The sequence below is a fragment of the Streptomyces sp. NPDC001594 genome (genome assembly GCF_042893675.1).
Classification (GTDB): domain Bacteria; phylum Actinomycetota; class Actinomycetes; order Streptomycetales; family Streptomycetaceae; genus Streptomyces.
In genome coordinates, this window is the sequence record NZ_JBIAVB010000007.1 from 195,218 (window position 1) to 210,648 (window position 15,431).

The window sequence follows — 15,431 nt, forward strand, 5'->3', positions numbered from 1 at the left end:
GCTACGGCTTCCCCCGCGGGTGGACGACCATCGCCGAGCCCCCACCCCGCCGGGTGGTCTCGGCGGCCGCCAGCCAGCGGCCGTCCGGCAGCCGCTGGACCCCGGTGGCGGCGCCGATCTCCGGGTTCTGCCGGAACGCCTGGCCCAGGCCCTCCAGTTCGGTGCGCAGCGGGCTGTTCCACAGCGCCGGTTCCAGCTCCGTCGTCGTCTGGTTGCGCTGGCTGGCGCGCGGCGCCTTGATCGCGTCGACCAGCGGCAGGCCCCGGTCCAGATGGCCGGTCAGGGTCTGCAGGACGGTGGTGATGATGGTCGCGCCGCCCGGGGAGCCCACGGCCAGGACCGGGCGGCCGTGGTCGAGGACGATGGTCGGGGACATGGAGGAGCGCGGCCGCTTGCCCGGGCCGGGCAGGTTGGGGTCCGGGACGCCGGGGGCGGCCGGGGCGAAGGAGAAGTCGGTCAGCTCGTTGTTGAGCAGGAAGCCGCGTCCGGGGACCGTGATGGCGCTGCCGCCCGTGGACTCGATGGTCAGGGTGTACGAGACCACGTTGCCCCAGCGGTCGGCGACCGTCAGGTGCGTGGTGTTCTCCCCCTCGTAGGTGGTCGGGGCGGTCTGCCCGGTGGCGCCGCAGGCCGCCGGGTGGCGCGGGTCGCCGGGGGCGAGCGGGCTGGTCAGGGTGGCGTCCGGCCGGATGAGGCAGGAGCGCGAGTCGGCGAACCGCTGGGAGAGCAGCTCGCGGGTCGGCACGTCCTGGGCGGCCGGGTCGCCGACCCAGCGCCCCCGGTCGGCGAAGGAGATCCGGGAGGCCTCGATGAACCGGTGCAGGTACTGGGCCTCGGTGAGCTTCGACAGGTCGGTGCGCTCCAGGATGTTCAGCGCCTCGCCGACGGTGGTGCCGCCGGAGGAGGAGGGCGCCATGCTGTAGACGTCCAGCCCCCGGTAGTTCACCTGGGTCGGTGCCTGCCGCTTCGTCCCGTACGCGCGCAGGTCGGCGGCGGTCAGGTCCCCGGAGCGGACCTTGCGGGTGGCGGCCGGGTCGACGGGGGGCTTGCGCACGGCCTGGACGATGTCGTCGGCGATCGGGCCCCGGTAGAGCGCCCCGGTGCCCTTGCGGGCGAGTTCGGCGTAGGTGGCGGCGAGGTCGGGGTTCTTGAACGTCGAGCCGACGACCGGGAGTTGCCCGCCGGGCAGGAACAGCTTCCGGGTGGCGGGGAAGTCCTTGAACCGGCCCTGGTTGGCCTCGGTCTGGGCCCGGAAGGTGGCATCGACGGTGAAACCGTCACGGGCCAGCTTCTCGGCCGGGCGCAGGAGTTGGGAGAGCGGTGTGGTGCCCCAGGCGTCGAGGGCGGTCTTCCAGGTGGCGGGGGTGCCGGGGACACCGACGCTGCGGCCGCTGGTCTGGCCCTCCTCGAAGGGGATGGGGGCGCCGTTCTCCTGGAACAGGGTCGCGGTGGCCGTGGCGGGCGCGGTCTCACGGCCGTCGATCGTCTGCACCCGGTGGGAGGCGGCGTCGTAGTAGACGAAGTACCCGCCGCCGCCCACACCGGCCGAATAGGGTTCGGTGACCCCGAGCGCGGCGGCGGTGGCGACGGCCGCGTCCACGGCGTTGCCCCCGGCCCGCAGGACGGCGATCCCGGCCGCCGAGGCGTCGGCGTCCACGCTGGCGACGGCCCCTCCGTAGCCGACGGCCACCGGCACCTTGGCCGGTGCGGCCTCCGCCGCGGCCGGGGCCGAGGGCGGTGCGGCGGCTCCGGTGGAGACGAGCGCCCCGGCGAGGGCTGCGAACGCTAACTGACGTGCTGCGGAAGCGCGCATCCGGTTCCTCCAGTCGACTGCCTGTCAGACCATGGACCGGCAGCCTAGCTTCGCCGCACCCCCCGCGTCATGGAGGCGGTGCGGCCGTTAGCATCCGCCGCATGAACGACGACGTGCGCAACATCGTGCTCGGGGTGGTGGCCACCGCCATCAGCGGCGGTTCCGGCTGGTTCACCCGTACGTACCTGTGGCGCAGGGCACTGCGCCGCAAGCAGGCCTTCTTCGGGCTGCCGGCGGGGTCCGACTGCCTGTTCGTGGCCAACCGGCAGATGGGCGGCACGGAATCCTCGCTGCACCGCAACGACGCCTTCGCGCTGCTGGAGATATCCGCCCTGATCAGGGACTGCGGGGCGACGGTGCGGATCGTCACCCACGAGGAGCGCCAGGGGTTCGGCGAGCGCGCCGAGTTCTGCGTCGGCGGGCCCGCCTCCAACTCCCGTACGGTGGCGCACCTGCGCTCCATGCTGCCGGGGGTACAGGTGGACCTCTCCCCCGAACCGCACCAGGAACACCGGGGGGCGATCAGCGTCGGCGGGGAGGCGTACCGGTGGGAGCCGGGCCTGGTCGAGTACGTGCTGCTGGCGCGGCTGACGACGGACCAGGGCGCACGCCCGGTGTTCCTTCTGTCGGGGCAGACGGCCAACAGCAACCAGGCCGCGGCCCGTTACCTCGCCCGCCACCACGAGGAGCTGGCGCGCACCTACCGCGACGCGCCCTTCTGCCTCCTGCTGAAGGTGGTCAACTCCGACGCGTACGGCCCGGACGTGACGGAGCTGGTCGCGGACGTCACCCCGGCGGCCCGGACACCCGCAGCGGCAGCCGCGTGATCCCGTTGATGAAGTTGGAGACCAGTCGGCGCGGCTCCCCGGCGAGTTCGGGCGCGGGCATGGCCGTGCGCCACTCCTCGTAGAGGGTGCGCAGCTGGAGCCGGGCGAAGTGGGCGCCCAGGCAGACGTGCGGGCCGTCACCGAAGGAGACGTGCGGGTTCGGGGAGCGGCCGAGGTCCAGGCGGTGCGGGTCGGCGAAGACGCGTGCGTCGTGGTTGGCGGAGGCGTGGAAGACCACCACCTTGTCCCCGGCGCGGATCGGGGTCCCGGCGAGTTCGGTGTCACGGACGGCGGTGCGGCGGAAGCTGAGCACCGGCGGGTGGACGCGCAGCAGTTCCTCGACGGCCCGGTCGAACGGGACGCCGCCGTCGGCGAGGGCGCGGTAGGCGCCCGGGTCGCGGGCCAGGGCGAGGAGGCCGCCGGGGGCCGCGCTGCGGACGGTGTCGTTCCCGGCGACGGTCAGCAGGAAGAAGAACATCTCCAGCTCGGCGGGGTCGAGTCCGCCCTGGGCGAGGACGGTCATCACGTCGTCGCCGGGATGGCGGCGCTTGTGCGCGGCGAGTTCGCGGGCGTAGCCGAACATCTCGCCGAGCAGGGCCGGTGAGCGGGGGTTGAGCGGCCTGCCGTCGGGGCCGAGGAGCGGGGCGGGGGCGTCCTCGGGGTCCTGGTAGCCGATGACGCGTACGGTCCACTCCAGCAGCAGGCCCCGGTCGGCGGCCGGGACGCCGAGCAGGTCGGTGAGGTTCAGCAGGGCGTACTCGTCGGTGACGGCGCGGACCAGGTCGGCGGAGCCGTCCTCGGCGCCGTCCCGGGCGGCGGCCAGGAGCGTACGGGCGCGCTCGCGGACGCGGGCGGCGAAGGCGTCGACCCGGCCCGGGGTGAAGGCGCGGGAGACCAGGCGGCGCAGCCGGCCGTGCTCGGTAGGGGTCTCCCCAGGCCCGCAGGGCCGAGGGGAAGGGTCCTGGTTGAGCATGGTGCGGCGCAGGAAGGGCAGGTCGGCGGGGTCGGGGTCGCGGATCTGGGTGGCGCCGAGCCAGGAGGAGTACACGGTGTGGTCGCGCAGGACGCGGACGACGTCGGCGTGCCGGGTGACGGCCCAGAAGCCGGTCCCGGCGGGCCACCCGTCCACCTCGGGCTCCTCCTGCCAGGCCACCGGGTACCGCTCGCGCAGCACCCGGTAGCTCTCGTGGGGGACGCCCGCGGCGTACAGGCGCGGGTCGAACACGTCGGGCACGCCCGGCGCCCGGGAGGCGGAGGGGGCTGCGGGATCGGCGGGAACGGCGGGATCGTGTGCGGCGGGTTCCATGGTCCACAAGGTGCCGCCACACGGGCAGCGGCCACAAGGGACAGTCAGTCAGTACCCCGCGTCGCAGCGGGCCGGGTCCAGGGCCGTGTCGGTGCCGCGCAGGATCACCTCGTACACCGGGTCCACCGTGGACAGGGCGCTGCACACCAGCTGACGGCGGCCCAGCGGGCCGAGGCCGGCGACGGGGAAGGGTAGGCTCACCTCCAGCCGGTCGGTGACCGTCACGCTCACCCCGCCCTCGGCCGCCTCCTCCCCCAGCACCGGCACCCGGGTGCCCAGCCCCGCGTCCTGCTCCGCCGGCCCGGGCCCGCGCAGCAGCCCGATCACGCTGCCCCGGGGCCCGCCCTGGGTGTACTCGGGCAGCGGCGTGGGGGCCAGACGCCCGTCGTGGGTGACGAAGTAGGCCGTGGCGGCTCCGGCCCGGGCGACGGCCACCCGTGCGGCGGCGCCGCTCTCCACGACGCCGGTGGGCTTGATCCCGCAGGCGGTGGCCGCGAGCAGCGGGGCCAGCAGGACGGCGGCCACGGCCGGGCGGCGCAGCGGCCGGGGGCTCACGGGGCGGCCTCCAGCGGCATGTCGAGGGTGAACACCGCTCCCCCGAAGCCGTCCGCCCCCTCCGGGGTGTTGGCGGCGGTGAGGGTGCCGCCGTGCAGCCGGACGTTCTCCTGGCTGATCGCGAGGCCGAGGCCGCTCCCGGCGGAGCGGGTGCGGGCGGCGTCGGCCTTGAAGAAGCGGTCGAAGATGTGGGGCAGCACCTCGGGGCCGATGCCGGGCCCGCTGTCGGCGACCTCCACGACGAGCCGCTCCCCCTGCGCCGCGGGGGCGGTGCGCACGGCGACCCGTACGGGGGCGGCGCCGTGCCGCAGCGCGTTGCCGACCAGGTTGGCGAGGACCACGTCGAAGCGGCGGGGGTCGAGGCGGGCCCGGACCCCGTCGGGCAGGTCGGTGACGACCCGTCCGTCGTCCCAGTGGCGGCGCTGGAGGGTCTTGCCCACGGCCTCGGCCACGTCCACGTCGTCCAGGTTGAGCCCGGCGGCGCGGGCGTCGAAGCGCGAGATCTCCATCAGGTCCTCGACGAGCACGGCGAGTTTGCCGGTCTCGGCGCTGATCAGCCGCAGCGCCTTGGCGGTGTCGGGGTCGAGCTGTTCGGCGTCCTCGTCGAGGACCTCGGTGACGGCGAGCATCCCGGCGAGCGGGGTGCGCAGTTCGTGGGAGACGTCGGCGGCGAACCGGCGGGCCCGGGCTTCGGCCTCCCGCAGTTCGGCCACGGACTCCTCCAGGGCTCCCGCGGTCTCGTTGAAGGTGCGGGCGAGGCCGGCCAGTTCGTCGGCGCCGCGGACCTCGATCCGGGTGTCGAGACGGCCGCGGCCCAGGTTCTGGGCGGCGCGGCGCATGTCGCGCACGGGCCGCAGGACGCTGCGCGCGGCGAGCAGGGCGGGGACGACGGAGATCGCCAGGCCCGGGACGGCGCCCTGCTTGGCGGCCTGGACCATGGCGTCCACGGTCTGCTGTTCGGTGGAGAGCGGCATGACGGCGTAGAGGACGGCTCCGGTCGCCTCGCGGGCGCCGTTGTGGAGGAAGACGGCGGGCATGCCGATGGTCAGATAGGGCTCGCCGCGGTCGTCGGTGACCCGCTGGAAGGCGCCGTGGGGGTGGGTGGACACCTGGGTGCGCAGGGTGTCGGTGAGGACGTCGGAGACGGGTGCGCCGAGGTCGGCGGAGGAGGCGCGCAGGGTGCCGTACTCGCCGAAGACCACCCAGGGGTGGGGCTTGCCGCGCCTGCCGACGTCGTCGACGACGCGCTGGAGCTGGCGCTGGTCCAGCGGGAGGGTCAGGGCCACGGCCTCCAGCTGTTCGCGCAGGGTGCCGACGGCGGTGTCCTGGCTCTGGGTGAGGACGGCGCTGCGCGCCTGCCGGTAGGTGAGGGCGGCGGTGCTGACCGCGCAGATCGCGGCGACCAGGAGGAACGCGGCGATCAGGCGGGTGCGCAGGCCGAACGGCGCGCGGCTGGGCACAGGGGTCTCCTAGAGCGGCCCGAAGCGGTAGCCGAAGCCCCGCACCGTCTGTATGTAGCGGGGGGCGTGGGCGGGGTCCTCGATCTTGTGGCGCAGCCGGCGGACGCAGGCGTCCACCAGCCGGGCGTCGGCGTGGTAGCTGTGCTCCCACACGCCCTCCAGCAGTTGCTGGCGGGAGAAGACCTGTTCCGGGGCGGCCGACAGGTGGAGGAGCAGTTTGATCTCGCTGGGGGCGAGGGCGAGCCGTTCGCCGTTCCGGGAGACGGTCAGGCCGGCGCGGTCGACGGTGAGCTCGCCGTGGTGTTCGACGCCGAGGCCGCCGCCGGGCGCGGGGCGGCGGCGCAGGACGGCGCGGACGCGGGCTTCGATGATCGCGGTGCGGGCGGGTTTGACGATGTAGTCGTCGGCCCCGGCCTCCAGGCCGACGACGATGTCGAAGTCGTCGCCGCGCGCGGTGAGCATGATGATCGGGACGAGGCTGGTCTCGCGGATCCGGCGGCAGACCTGGACGCCGTTGATCCCGGGGAGCATCAGGTCGAGCAGGACGAGCTCGGGGTGGAAGGTGCCCGTCAGGGCGAGGCCTTCCTCCCCGGTGCCGGCTGCTCTGACCTCGTGTCCCCTGCGGCGTAGGCCGAGGGCGACGCCTTCCCGGATGGAAGGGTCGTCCTCGATCAGCAGTACGCGTGGCATCCGGTCCAGTGTCCCAAGGTGTTCTGCCCGCCTTTCCTCCCGCTACCGGCCGGTCTTGCGGCGCAGGGAGTCCAGCAGGTCGGTGATCTCCGTCAGGCGCAGGGGCCTGGCGAGGAGTACGACGACCAGGGCCAGCGCGGCGGTTCCCGCTCCGGCCGCGGCGAAGGCGCCGAGGCCGTCGGCGGCGCGGGCGGCCGCGTACCCGGCGGCGGCCGCGGGCAGGCAGGCGGCGAGCAGCCGCAGGTGGGTGTGCAGGGCGGTGGCGCCGCGGGGGCCGGTGCGCGGGCCGAGCCGGCGGGAGAGGGTGGCGGCGGTGACGGCGGCGCCGCCGATGAAGGCGAGGGAGGTGGCGGCGGCCATGCCGGTGACCGCCCAGCGGGCGGGCAGCAGCAGGTAGGCGGCGTAGGAGAGGCCGGCGTTGAGGGCCACGACGACCAGGTTCAGGAAGAAGGGGGTCCGGGTGTCGGAGAGGGCGTAGAAGCCGCGGGCGAGCACGTACTGGGCGGAGTAGGCGACCAGCCCGGGGGCGAAGGCCATGAGCATGCCGGCCATGGCGGAGACGCCCTCGGTGGTGACGGAGCCGTATCCGGAGACGCAGTCCATCACCCAGGGGGCGAGGGCGGCGAAGAGGGTCGCCGCGGGCAGGACGAGGGCGGCACTGGAGCGCAGGGCATAGGAGACGTCCCGGCGGACGGCGCCGAGGTCGCCCGCGGCCGCGGCCGCGCTCATCCGGGGCATGAGGGCGGTGACCAGGGAGACGGTGACGATGCCCTGCGGGACGATCCACAGCTGGTAGGCGCTGCTGTAGGCGGCGTAGCCGAAGCCGGCGCCGCCGGGCTGGTCCTGGACGGTGGTCGACAGGCTGGTCACCACCCAGTAGGCGAACTGGTTGGTGAGCACGAGCACGACCAGCCAGCCCGCGTTGCGCAGGGGACGGGTGAGGCCGCTGCCGCGCCAGTCGAAGCGGGGGCGCCAGCGGAAGCGGGCGGCGCGCAGGGCGGGGACCAGGGCGAGGGCCTGGACGACGATGCCCGCGGTGGTGCCGAGGCCCAGCAGCCGCGTCTCGGAGGCGGTCAGCCCGTTCCGGCCGCCGCCGGAGGCGTACAGGAACCAGCCGAAGACGGCGATGATCACGAAGTTGTTGAGGACCGGCGTCCACATCATCGCGCCGAACCGGCCGCGGGCGTTCAGTACCTGGCCGAGCAGGGTGAACAGGCCGTAGAAGAGGATCTGCGGCAGGCAGAAGCGGGCGAGGGCGACGACCGTGTTGCGCTCCGCGTCCGTGTAGGAGGAGGGGGTGTACGCGTCCACGACCAGCGGTGCGGCGAGGACGGCGGCGGCGGTCAGCGCGAGCAGCGCCACGGTGCAGGCGGTCAGCAGCCGGTCGGTGTAGGCGGCCCCGCCGTCGCGGTGTTCCTTGGCCGCGCGGACCAGCTCGGGGACGAAGACGGCATTGAGCGCGCCGCCTATGAGCAGCATGTAGATGATGTTCGGCACGGTGTTGGCGACGGCGTAGCCGTCACCGAGGAACGCGGTGCCCAGCGCGGCGAGGACCACCGCGGAGCGGACGAAGCCGGTGGCGCGGGAGACGACGGAGCCGGCCGCCATGAGGGCGCCGCTGCGCAGCACCGAGGTCTTGGCCGGCGCCGGCTGGTCCGCCGGAGCCGGCCTGGTGTCGGTGGCTGTCACGGGCGGTCTCCCAGGTTCGGGGGCGGGGGTCGAACGTGGAGGGTACCCCGCGCGGGCGGCGGCCCCCGCCCCGGAATTCGTATCCGGAAGGGGCCGTTCGACCCTTTCCGCGGGCCGGAAGTCCTTTATCCGGACCGACACGGCTTTCGGAAGCGGAATGTGACGGTTCGGCAACCGTTTCGCTGCGGCCCACGTCACAAGGCCGGGGAAGGTCTTTTCCGGGGAATGCGCAACCTAAAGTCGTCCCGTTCACTCCTCCCTTGTGGACGATCATTGCTTCGGAGGGATTTTCCTTGAGCCGCTCACGCCGTACCGCACTCCCGCGCCGCCGGGTCCGCCATGCCGCGCTCGCCGGCACCGCACTGCTGGCCGCCGCGCTGACCGCCTGCTCGGGCGGCTCCGGCGACGGTGCGAACGGCGGCGGCAAGGCCGCGGACGCGAAGAACAAGGCGCCCATGGCCGTTTCGGTGAACCTGACGGACGGCCAGGTCAAGTCGGGCGAGCCGGTCAAGGTGACCATCGCCGACGGCAAGCTGGCCCAGGTGAAGGTGACGGACGGCAAGGGCGGGGAGCTGGCCGGGCAGATCGCCTCCGACGGCAAGAGCTGGACCTCGGGCCGCAACGCCGCACCGAACACGGACTACAAGGTCGAGGCGCAGAGCACGGACAGCCAGAGCGCGGGCACGCAGTTCAAGACCTCGGCCGCCGACAAGGTGAACAAGGTCTCCATCAACATCCCGAAGGGCAGCACGGTCGGGGTCGCGATGCCGGTCTCGCTGGTCTTCGACAATCCGGTGAAGAACAAGGCCGAGGTCGAGAAGCAGCTGAAGGTGACCACCTCGAACAACACCGAGGGTTCCTGGGGCTGGGTCAAGGACTATTCCGGCAACGACCGGGTGGACTGGCGCCCCAAGGACTACTGGAAGTCCGGCACCGACGTGAAGGTGGAAATGAACCTGAACGGCGTGGACTCCGGCGCCGGCGGCGGACTCTTCGCCCGCGATTACACCACCGAGTTCAAGATAGGCAAGGACCATCGGATGGAGGTCAGCCTCGACACCAAGAAGATGTCCATCACCGAGGACGGCCAGGTCGTCAAGACGGTTCCCGTCTCGGCGGGCACTCCGGGCGGTGAGAAGGCCTCCTGGTCCGGGAAGATGGTGCTGATGGCGAAGGAGGGCACCATCTTCATGGACTCGCAGACGGTGGGCCTCGGCGACTCCTACGCCAAGATGGTCGACTACTCGATGCGGCTGACCTGGTCGGGCATGTACGTGCACGCCGCCCCGTGGAACGACGACAAGTTCGGCAGGACCAACGCCAGTTCCGGCTGCGTGGGGATGAGCGACGCCAACGCCAAGGCCGTCTACGAGCAGGCGCAGCCGGGCGACCCCCTGGAGGTGGTCGGCAGCGGCTCGAAGGGCAAGGCGGACCTCGGCAACGGCTACGGCGAGTGGAACCTGCCCTGGGACCAGTGGAAGGCCAAGAGCGCGCTGACCGGAGCCACCCAGGCGGGCTGAGCGCGGCCCGGTGCGGGCGTCGGCGGATCCTGAAGTTCCACCAATTGTTACCGCTACGTAACTTACTGGCGGGTTACCTTGAGTAAGCCCCTCCCGTTACCGTCGGGTCACTTTCGGACACCGGCGCACGCGAGGAGCGTTCGATGAGAGCCCGCCCCCACACCGCAGCGGCAGCGGCCGCCCTGGTCGCGGCCACCGCGCTGGGCCTGGCCCCCCACCAGGCCCAGGCGGCCCCAACCGCCGCCCCGCCGCCCTCCCCCCAGGCGTCATCGTCGGACCTGGCCTTCCACGACATCCCCGGCTCCGGAGGCATCACCCTCAAGGGCAACGTCTTCACCCCGGCCGGCGCCGAGCCGGGCCGGAAGTACCCGCTGATCGTGCTCCCCACCAGCTGGGGCATGCCGCAGATCGAATACCTCGCCCAGGCCAAGCAACTGGCCGACTCCGGCTACACCGTGGTCAGTTACACCTCACGGGGCTTCTGGCTCTCCGGCGGGCAGATCGAGACGGCCGGCCCGGCCGACGTCGCCGACGTCTCCGCCGTCATCGACTGGGCCCTCGCCCACACCCCCGCCGACCCCGACCACGTGGGCCTGGGCGGGGTCTCCTACGGCGCGGGCATCAGCCTGCTGGCCTCCGCGCACGACCCCCGCGTCAAGGCCGTGGTCGCGCTCAGCGGCTGGGCCGACCTGATCGAGTCCATCTACTCCGGCCGCACCCAGCACCTCCAGGCCGCCGGGCTGCTCGGAGCCGCGGGCTACCTCACCGGCCGCCCCGGCCCCGAACTCCAGAAGGTCCTCGGCGACTTCCTGGGCTCCCGGCTGGAGAACGAGCAGTCGATGATCGACTGGGGCCGGAAGCGCTCCGCCGCCGAGCAGGTCGACCGGATCAACGCCAACGGCGCGGCGGTCATGCTGGGCAACGCCTGGGGCGACACCGTCTTCCCGCCCAACCAGTACGCGGACTTCTTCGAGAAGCTCACCGGCCCCAAGCGGCTGGAGTTCCGCCCCGGCGACCACGCCACCGCCGAGGCGACCGGCCTGTTCGGACTGCCCAACGACACCTGGACCGACGCCCACCGCTGGTTCGACCGCTACCTCAAGGGCGAGCGCAACGGGGTGGACACCGAAGCCCCCGTCCGGATCAAGTCCCGCAGCACCGGCGGCTACGAGGGCTACCCCGACTGGAAGTCGGTCGGCGCCGGCGGCCAGGAGCGGATCCCCCTCGCCGACACCGAGCACCTCCGGGCGAACGTGGACTCCGGCGCCGACGGCGGGATCGTCCTGCTGTCCAGCGTCCTCGACCAGTTCGCCAAGGCGCCCCCGGTCGTCTCCGTCCCGCTGCTGCCGCGCGCCTTCGCCGCCGTCTGGCAGTCCCCGCGCTACGAGCGGGAGCGCCGCGTACGCGGCACCGTCCGGCTGCACACCACCGTCACCCCCACCAAGGGCGACGGGACCTTCGTCGCCTACCTCTACGACGTCGGCCCCCTCGGCGTCGGCAAACTGGTCAGCAACGCCCCGTACACCTTCCACGGGAAGACCCCCGGACAGTCCTTCGGCGTGGACCTGGACCTCTTCTCCACCGCCTACGACGTGCCCGAGGGCCACCGGCTCGCCCTCGTCGTCGACACCGTCGACCCGCTCTACATCGAGCACAACCCCACCGGCGCGCAGCTGACCTTCTCCTCGCCGCGCACCGACCCCTCGTACGTCTCGGTGCCCCTGCGCGAGCAGTGATCGCCGGCTGCTGCCGGGGGGCCGCGCGCCTACCTCCCCGGCAGCACCGGCCCCGGCTCGGCGGGGGCGACCTCGACGGCCCTGGTCTTGAGGCTGCGGCGCTCCCGCCGGGCCACCCAGGTGGCCAGCCAGGACAGGAGCATGCACATCCCGATGTAGATCGGCGAGATGACCATCACGACGGGGATGAACGGCAGGTCGTAGTCCAGGTTCGAGGCGATCAGCTTCCCCGCGTGCAGGAACTCCTCGTAGGTGATCAGGAAGCCCAGCGAGGTGTCCTTCAGGGCCACCACCAGCTGGCTGATGATCGTCGGCAGCATCGCCCGCACCGCCTGCGGCGCCAGCACGAAGGTCATCACCTGGGTCTTGCGCATGCCGAGCGCGTACGCGGCCTCGCGCTGGCCCCGCTCGACGGAGTTGACGCCCGTACGGAAGACCTCGGCCAGCACCGAGCCGTTGTACAGGGTCAGCCCCGCCACCAGGGCGGGCAGCGGCTGCACCTTCAGGGCGACGAAGATGAAGAAGATCATCACCAGGACGGGCATGGCCCGGAAGAACTCCACGCACAGCGTCGCCAGCCAGCGCACCGGCCGGTGTACCGAGAGCCGTCCGGTGGCCAGCACCGCGCCGAGCAGCAGCGAGAGCACCGAGGCGTACACGAAGGCCTTCAGGGTGTTGCCCAGGCCCTTGAGCAGCAGGTCCTGGATGCCCTGGTAGGCGAAGGGGCGCCACTTGGCCCCGGTGAACTGGTGGGTGTCGAAGAGCAGGTGGAGGATCCAGGCGAGCAGGCCGAGGATCACCACCGTCGAGACGATCCCGTAGAGGAAGTGGCGGCGCAGGGTGTTCGGGCCGGGCAGGTCGTAGAGGGCGGTCGACTGCTGGTCCCCGTGCAGCGCGTGCGCGGTCATCGGGCGACTCCGTAGCGCTTCTCCAGCACGTTGAAGAGCGCGCTGATGGACAGGGTGATGATCAGGTAGCCGACGGCGATCCAGACGAAGGTCCAGATGATGCTGTAGCCCAGCTCGTTGAGGGTCTTGTAGGTGCCCAGCAGCTCGGTGACGCTGAAGGCGCCGGCGATGGCCGAGTTCTTGGCGAGGGCGATCAGCGTGGAGCCGATGGGCGGGATGACGGAGCGGAAGGCCTGCGGCAGCACGACCGTGCCCAGGGTCTGCCCGAAGTTCATCCCGAGGCTGCGGGCGGCCTCCCCCTGCCCCTTGGGCACGGTGTTGATGCCCGAGCGCAGGGCCTCGCAGATGAAGGCCGAGGTGTAGCAGCCGAGCGCGAGGACGGCGAAGAGCTGGAACGGCAGCACCAGTCCGAAGCGCGGCAGCCCCAGCAGCACGGCGAAGAACAGCAGGGTCAGCGGGGTGTTGCGCAGCACGGTCACCCAGACCGTGCCGAAGACCCGGAAGGAGCCGACGGGCGCGACGCGGAAGGAGGCCATCAGGAAGCCGAGGACCAGGGCGAGCAGCGAGGCGAAGACGGTGAGCTCGACGGTGCCGAGGAAGCCCTTGCCGTAGAGGGCGAAGTTCTCGGTGAGTACGTGCATGGTGGTGGCTCTCCCCTCAGCCCGCGGGGTAGCGGTCGATGGCGGGCGGTTGCGGGGCGGGCCGGCCGGAGAGGCCGAGGGTGGCCTCGTATGCCTTCTTCCAGTCGCCGTTCCTCTCGTGCGCCTCCAGGGCGTCGTCGAGGGCGAAGCGCAGGGCGTTGTCGGAGCGGGGGACGCCGATGCCGTAGGGCTCCCGGGAGAAGGGCTTGCCGACGACCTTGAGTTCCTCGGGGACCTTGGCGGCGTAGCCGAGGAGGATGGAGTCGTCGGTGGAGACGGCGTCGACCTGGTAGGTCAGCAGGTTGTCCACGCACACCGAGTAGGTGTCGTAGGCGACGAGCACCGCCTTGGGGTAGTCGCTCTGGAGACGCTGGTAGGGGGTGGAGCCGGCGGCCGAGCAGACCCGCTTGCCGGCGAGGTCCTGGGGGCCCTTGATGTCCTTCTCGTTCCGGCGGACCAGCAGGGACTGGCCGGCCATGTAGTAGGGCCCGGCGAAGCCGACCTGCTTCTTGCGCTTGTCGTTGATGGTGTAGGTGCCCACGTAGTAGTCGATCTGGCCGTTCTGCAGGGCGGTCTCGCGGTTGGCCGAGGCGATGGTCTTGAACTCGATCGTCTTGGGGTCGAAGCCGAGCGAGGCGGACATCATCTTGGCGATCTCGGTGTCGAAGCCGGAGTAGCGGCCGGTGGCGGGGTCCTTCTCGCCCATGTACGGCTGGTCCTCCTTGGCCCCGACGACGAGGTGGCCGCGCCGCTTGGCCTTCTCCCAGGTGGGTGAGGCGGGCAGGGTGAAGCCGGTGTCCACGTGGTAGACGGGCAGGTCCTCGGGCTGCGGCCCCTTGACCGGAGGGCTGCCGCTCTTCCCGCAGCCCGAGGCGGCCGCGAGCAGGACCAGGGCGACGACGGCGAGGACGAGGGCGCGCAGGGCGCGGCGGGTGTGGTTCATCGGGCCGCCCTCAGTGCTTGAGGATCTTGGAGAGGAAGTCCCTGGCCCGTTCGCTCTCCGGGGCGGTGAAGAACGCCTCCGGGGTGCGGTCCTCGATGATCCTGCCGTCCGCCATGAACACGACGCGGTTCGCGGCGGAGCGGGCGAAGCCCATCTCGTGGGTGACCACGACCATGGTCATGCCCTCGGCGGCGAGCTGCTGCATGACCTCCAGCACCTCGTTGATCATCTCGGGGTCGAGGGCGGAGGTGGGCTCGTCGAAGAGCAGGGCCTTGGGGTTCATGGCCAGGGCGCGGGCGATGGCCACGCGCTGCTGCTGTCCGCCGGAGAGCTGGGCGGGGAACTTCTCGGCCTGGTCGGCGAGGCCGACCCGGTCCAGGAGCTCGCGGGAGCGCTTGTCGGCCTCCTCCCTGCCCCGTTTCCTGACCTTGACCTGGGCCAGGGAGACGTTGGCGAGGACGGTCTTGTGGGCGAAGAGGTTGAAGGACTGGAAGACCATGCCGACCTCGGCGCGCAGCTGGGCCAGTTCCTTGCCCTCGTCGGGCAGCGGCCGGCCGTCGAGGAGGATCTCGCCGGATCCGATGGTCTCCAGGCGGTTGATGGTCCGGCAGAGGGTGGACTTCCCGGAGCCGGAGGGGCCGATGACCACCACCACCTCCCCGCGGCCGACGGTGAGGTTGATGTCCTGGAGGACGTGCAGATTCCCGTAGTGCTTGTTGACGTCCCGCAGCTCGATCAACGGTTCGACGGCCATACGCTGCCCTGCCCACTTGTCGGTGTGTCGAGGTCAGCGCAAACTATCCAGCGCGCACAGGGCACTTCACAGCGACACGCCCGAAAGGTACATAAAGCACATAGCCCCTTTAATGCGGCCCCTGGGGCGCGGCGGCACGCTCAGCCCTCGGAGGCCTCGGCGTAGGCCTGGCTGAGCTCGGGGGATCCGGTCATCGCCCAGGACACCCCCGACTCGACCACGTTCAGCTCCCGCCCCGAGGCCAGCCGGATCACGGGCTGCCCGCCCGGCCGGATCTGCCAGCCGGTACCGGGCACGGTCCGGACGATCACGGTCCCGAGGTAGAAGCCCGCGTCGTTGCCGAGCCAGGGCACCGCCTCCGGGTCGCGGCGCCAGCGGGGCATCAGCTGGTCGAGGGCCTCCAACGAGTCCGGGGTCTGGTCCAGTTCCAGTCCCGCGGACCTCGCCTGGGCGCGCAGCAGCTCGCACTCCGCGAACAGTTCGCCGATGCCCTCGGGATCCTCCGCGAGGGAGGCGGCCAGTCCCGCGGCGCCGTGTTCCGTCTGGTCCCGGTGGAGCCAGTTGGCCAGGAAGGGGATGCGCATACCCG

The 15,431-nt window shown here is 72.1% G+C and carries 14 protein-coding genes; 3 read left to right on the forward strand and 11 right to left on the reverse strand.

Features of this window, described 5'->3' with window-relative positions:
• Position 1 precedes the first annotated feature (1 nt).
• Positions 2-1,813: a gamma-glutamyltransferase gene (gene ggt / locus ACFY0O_RS16695; RefSeq protein WP_388947411.1), complete on the reverse strand. Its 1,812-nt coding sequence runs from the start codon at positions 1,811-1,813 to the stop codon at positions 2-4.
• 101 nt (positions 1,814-1,914) lie between these two features.
• On the opposite strand from ggt, the gene ACFY0O_RS16700 reads away from it, so the two are divergent.
• On the forward strand, positions 1,915-2,640 hold the full coding sequence (locus ACFY0O_RS16700; RefSeq protein WP_388947412.1) for a hypothetical protein: 726 nt from the start codon (positions 1,915-1,917) through the stop codon (positions 2,638-2,640).
• Here the strand turns inward: ACFY0O_RS16700 and ACFY0O_RS16705 are convergent.
• From ACFY0O_RS16705 to murJ, 5 genes are read right to left on the reverse strand one after another with little or no spacing between them, the layout of a single operon-like run.
• Positions 2,600-3,946: a cytochrome P450 gene (locus ACFY0O_RS16705; protein WP_388947413.1), complete on the reverse strand. Its 1,347-nt coding sequence runs from the start codon at positions 3,944-3,946 to the stop codon at positions 2,600-2,602. The genes ACFY0O_RS16700 and ACFY0O_RS16705 overlap by 41 nt on opposite strands.
• A 48-nt stretch (positions 3,947-3,994) precedes the next feature.
• A complete protein-coding gene (locus ACFY0O_RS16710; protein WP_388947414.1) occupies positions 3,995-4,501 on the reverse strand; it encodes a hypothetical protein in 507 nt (168 codons plus the stop codon).
• Positions 4,498-5,961 (reverse strand): ATP-binding protein, encoded by a 1,464-nt coding sequence (locus tag ACFY0O_RS16715; RefSeq protein ID WP_388947415.1) that lies wholly within the window; start codon positions 5,959-5,961, stop codon positions 4,498-4,500. Before ACFY0O_RS16715 ends, ACFY0O_RS16710 begins: the two co-directional genes overlap by 4 nt.
• Before the next feature lie 9 nt (positions 5,962-5,970).
• Positions 5,971-6,651: a response regulator gene (locus ACFY0O_RS16720; RefSeq protein WP_388947416.1), complete on the reverse strand. Its 681-nt coding sequence runs from the start codon at positions 6,649-6,651 to the stop codon at positions 5,971-5,973.
• A 42-nt stretch (positions 6,652-6,693) separates the two neighbouring features.
• Entirely contained in the window at positions 6,694-8,340 is a 1,647-nt protein-coding gene (gene murJ / locus ACFY0O_RS16725; protein WP_388947417.1) for a murein biosynthesis integral membrane protein MurJ, read from the reverse strand.
• A 293-nt stretch (positions 8,341-8,633) separates the two neighbouring features.
• Between murJ and ACFY0O_RS16730 the strand changes: the two genes are divergently transcribed.
• Positions 8,634-9,860, forward strand: a complete 1,227-nt coding sequence (locus tag ACFY0O_RS16730; protein WP_388947418.1) for an Ig-like domain-containing protein — start codon at positions 8,634-8,636, stop codon at positions 9,858-9,860.
• Between the two features lie 143 nt (positions 9,861-10,003).
• Entirely contained in the window at positions 10,004-11,596 is a 1,593-nt protein-coding gene (locus tag ACFY0O_RS16735; RefSeq protein WP_388947419.1) for an alpha/beta fold hydrolase, read from the forward strand.
• Positions 11,597-11,625: 29 nt separating this feature from the next.
• Here the strand turns inward: ACFY0O_RS16735 and ACFY0O_RS16740 are convergent, their stop codons facing one another.
• The 5 genes from ACFY0O_RS16740 to ACFY0O_RS16760 form a co-directional block, all read right to left on the reverse strand.
• Complete coding sequence (locus tag ACFY0O_RS16740) at positions 11,626-12,504, reverse strand: amino acid ABC transporter permease (RefSeq protein WP_388947420.1); 879 nt, start codon at positions 12,502-12,504, stop codon at positions 11,626-11,628.
• Positions 12,501-13,145 (reverse strand): amino acid ABC transporter permease, encoded by a 645-nt coding sequence (locus ACFY0O_RS16745; RefSeq protein WP_388947421.1) that lies wholly within the window; start codon positions 13,143-13,145, stop codon positions 12,501-12,503. Before ACFY0O_RS16745 ends, ACFY0O_RS16740 begins: the two co-directional genes overlap by 4 nt.
• Positions 13,146-13,161: 16 nt before the next feature.
• Complete coding sequence (locus ACFY0O_RS16750; RefSeq protein WP_388947422.1) at positions 13,162-14,088, reverse strand: glutamate ABC transporter substrate-binding protein; 927 nt, start codon at positions 14,086-14,088, stop codon at positions 13,162-13,164.
• Between the two features lie 10 nt (positions 14,089-14,098).
• Positions 14,099-14,842 (reverse strand): amino acid ABC transporter ATP-binding protein, encoded by a 744-nt coding sequence (locus ACFY0O_RS16755; protein WP_388947423.1) that lies wholly within the window; start codon positions 14,840-14,842, stop codon positions 14,099-14,101.
• A gap of 140 nt (positions 14,843-14,982) precedes the next feature.
• On the reverse strand, positions 14,983-15,426 hold the full coding sequence (locus ACFY0O_RS16760; protein WP_388947424.1) for a DUF6278 family protein: 444 nt from the start codon (positions 15,424-15,426) through the stop codon (positions 14,983-14,985).
• Positions 15,427-15,431: the final 5 nt, after the last annotated feature.